Annotated in this window: 2 protein-coding genes; both read left to right on the top strand. The window is 74.3% G+C overall.

From position 1 onward, the window contains the following. Nucleotides 1-581: 581 nt before the first annotated feature. Entirely contained in the window at nt 582-1,736 is a 1,155-nt protein-coding gene (locus IH13_RS0128230) for an exonuclease SbcCD subunit D (protein WP_031088805.1), read from the top strand. Further along, nucleotides 1,733-3,452: AAA family ATPase (locus IH13_RS38670; protein WP_031088803.1), on the top strand; the 1,720-nt coding region annotated here is incomplete at its 3' end. The genes IH13_RS0128230 and IH13_RS38670, both read left to right, overlap by 4 nt.

Here is a 3,452-nt window from a genome sequence, read left to right as displayed (position 1 = left end):
CCGCGCGAGCGGAGGTGAGCCGCACCAGACGCGGTCCGGGTCGGTGGACCCGTAGTCCTCTCCGCGCGAGCGGAGGTGAGCCTCTGCGCGGCCTGGGCCTCCGCCTGGCGGGCGTGTCCTCTCCGTGCGAGCGGAGGTGAGCCGCACCCCGCCGAACCCACCGAGTGACCGAGGAGGTCCTCTCCGCGGAGCGGAGGTGAGCCGCTGTCGCTCTGCTCGAACATCAACATCGAGGTGTCCTCTCCGCGCGAGCAGAGGTGAGCCGGCCAGACTTCACGGGCCACCGAGTGCGCCCGTTTCCTCTCCTGATCAAGCTCGATTTCATGTGACGCGATGGTCATTCGATATGCAGACCTTCGGGCGGGAACATTCAAGCGTGCGGGTTCCGTGGGGAATGCCCGCCCGGGGAACACCGCGGGCAGCCGTGATCGTCTCCCCGGATGTCGCGGAAGGCCTAGGCCCCCGGACGGAACCGGCGGCGACTGGCGCTAACGTAATCAGCGGGGACGGCAGCGCCGGGACCGGCCCGGCGGCAGGTCCGGAAGCGGAACGAGGGCAGACATGCGGGGCGGGGCGGTACGTTGAGGATCCTGCACACCTCGGACTGGCACCTGGGACGGTCCTTCCACCGTGTCCCGCTGCTCGACGCCCAGGCCGCCTACCTCGACCACCTCGTGGAGACGGTGGCGCGGCACGAGGTGGACGCGGTCGTCGTGGCCGGTGACGTGTACGACCGCGCCGTGCCGCCGCTGACCGCCGTACAGCTCTTCGACGACGCGCTGCACGCCGGTGTCCCGACCGTCATGATCTCCGGCAACCACGACTCGGCACGCCGCCTCGGGGTGGGGGCCGGGCTCATCGCGCGCGCCGGGATCCACCTGCGTACCGATCCGGCCGACTGCGCGACCCCCGTCGTCCTGGCGGACCGCCACGGGGACGTGGCCTTCTACGGGCTGCCCTACCTGGAACCCGCACTCGTCCGGGACACCCTGAAGGCCTCCGGCGCCGGACACGAGGCCGTCCTCACCGCGGCCATGGACCGGGTCCGCGCCGACCTCGCCACCCGCCCGGACGGCACCCGTTCCGTCGTGCTGGCGCACGCCTTCGTGGCGGGCGGCGAGCCCAGCGACAGCGAACGCGACATCACCGTCGGCGGTGTCGCCGCCGTTCCCGCCGGGGTCTTCGACGGCGTCGACTACGTGGCGCTCGGGCACCTGCACGGCTGCCAGACGGTCACCGACCGCGTGCGCTACTCCGGCTCACCGCTCGCGTACTCCTTCTCCGAGCACACCCACCGCAAGACCATGTGGCTGATCGACATCGGCCCCTCGGGGGAACTTGCCGCCGAGCGTCTCGACTGCCCCGTGCCCCGTCCCCTCGCCCGGCTGCGGGGCCGCCTCGGCACGCTCCTGGACGATCCCGCCCTGGAACGGCACCGGGACGCATGGGTCGAGGCCACGCTCACCGACCCCGTCCGGCCCGACGAGCCGATGGCCCGGCTCACCGAGCGCTTCCCGCACGTCCTCGCCCTGGTCCTCGAACCCGAACGGGCACCCGAGGACCCCCAGGCCTCCTACGCCCAGCGCCTCGACGGACGCGACGACCACCAGATCGCCGAGGACTTCGTGGCCCACGTACGGGGCGGGAGCGGAGCCAGCGCACAGGAACGCACGGTACTGCGCGCGGCCTTCGACGACGTACGGGTGGACGACACGGTGAACGAGGTGTCCCGTTGAGGCTGCACAGACTGACCCTCACCGCCTTCGGACCCTTCGGCACCACCCAGGAAGTCGACTTCGACGCGCTGTCGTCGGCCGGTCTCTTCCTCCTCCACGGGCCGACCGGCGCGGGCAAGACCAGCGTCCTGGACGCCGTCTGCTACGCGCTGTACGCGGCGGTGCCGGGCGCCCGGCAGAGCCCCGGCGCGCCCCTGCGCAGCGACCACGCACCCGTCGATCTGCCGACCGAGGTCTGCCTGGAGCTGACCGTCGGCGGGCGCAGGCTGGAGATCACCCGGCGGCCCGCCCAGCCCCGCCCCAAGAGGAGGGGCGGCGGCGTCACGACGGAGAAGGCGCAGAGCGGGCTCCGCGAATACCGTCCCGACACGGGCTGGCAGGGGCTCAGCCGCTCGCACCAGGAGATCGGCGAGGAGATCTCCCAGCTCATCGGCATGAGCCGGGACCAGTTCTGCCAGGTGGTGCTCCTGCCCCAGGGGGACTTCGCCCGTTTCCTGCGCGCCGACGCCGAGGCGCGGGGCAAGCTGCTCGGCAGGCTCTTCGACACCCGCAGGTTCGCCGCCGTGGAGGAGCGCCTGGCGGAACTGCGGCGCGCGGCCGAGGCCCGGGTGAAGGCGGCCGACGAGCAGATCCTCGCCCTCGCCCAGCGCATCGCCCAGGCGGCCGGGCCCGCCGCCGAGACGGAGCTGCCGGAGGACCGGCCCGGCGAACCGGGGCTGGCCGAAGGGGTCCTGGAATGGGCGGCCGTCGCACGCGGCGGCGCACGCGAAAGGCTCGGGATCGCCCGGTCGGTCCTGGCCGAGGTGGAGCGCCGCGACGGCGACGCCCGCCGCGCCCTCGACGCCGAACGGGAACTCGCCCGGCTCCAGCAGCGGTACGCGGAGACCCGCCGCAGGGCCGCGGGACTCGAGGAGCGCCGTGCGGAACACGACCGGTGCCGTGAACAGCTGGCACGCGCCCGCAAGGCGGACCTGGTCGCGCCCGCGCTGGAACTCCGCGACGCGGCCGACCGCGCCCACCGCACGGCCGCCGAGGCCCGGGAAGGGGTCTGCGCCCTGCTGCCGCCGGAACTGGCCGACGCGGGCGCCGATCAGCTGGCCGGCCGGGAGCGCGAGCTCAGGACAGAGCTCGGCGCGCTCGACGCCGCCCGCCGTGCCGAGCGGCGCAGCAGGGAGATCGACGACGAACGGGCCCGGATCGACCGGCAGTCCACGGCCGACGACGAGCTGATCCAGGAGACGGCCGCATGGCTGGCGGGCTGGGACACGGTCCGACAGGAGCTGCGGTCCCGCGTGGATCGGGCCCAGGAGGCGGCCACCCGTGCCGAACAACTGGCCGGACGGCTCGACCCTGCCCGCAGGCGGCTGGAGGCCGCCCGCCGGCGTGACGCGCTCATCGCGCAGGAGACCGGGGCCGCGGCTGCGCTGACGGCGGCCCGCGAGCGAGCGGTCGCCGCACACGAGGCGTGGCTCGGTCTGCGGGAGCGGCGCCTCAGGGGCATCGCCGCGGAGCTCGCCGCCGAGCTCGTCGACGGCGTGGCGTGCACGGTGTGCGGATCCGCCGACCACCCCGAGCCCGCCCGCACCGGTGACGACCACGTGGACCGGGCCACCGAGGAGGCGGCGCTCACCGCGCACCGGCGGGCCGAGGAGGCCCGGGCGGAGGCGGAACGCCACCTCGGCCTGATCGGCGAGCGCCTCGACGCGGCACGGGCCG

The organism is Streptomyces sp. NRRL WC-3549 (genome assembly GCF_000721935.1).
Lineage (GTDB): Bacteria > Actinomycetota > Actinomycetes > Streptomycetales > Streptomycetaceae > Streptomyces.
This window is presented reverse-complemented; position numbering and strand designations above follow the sequence as displayed.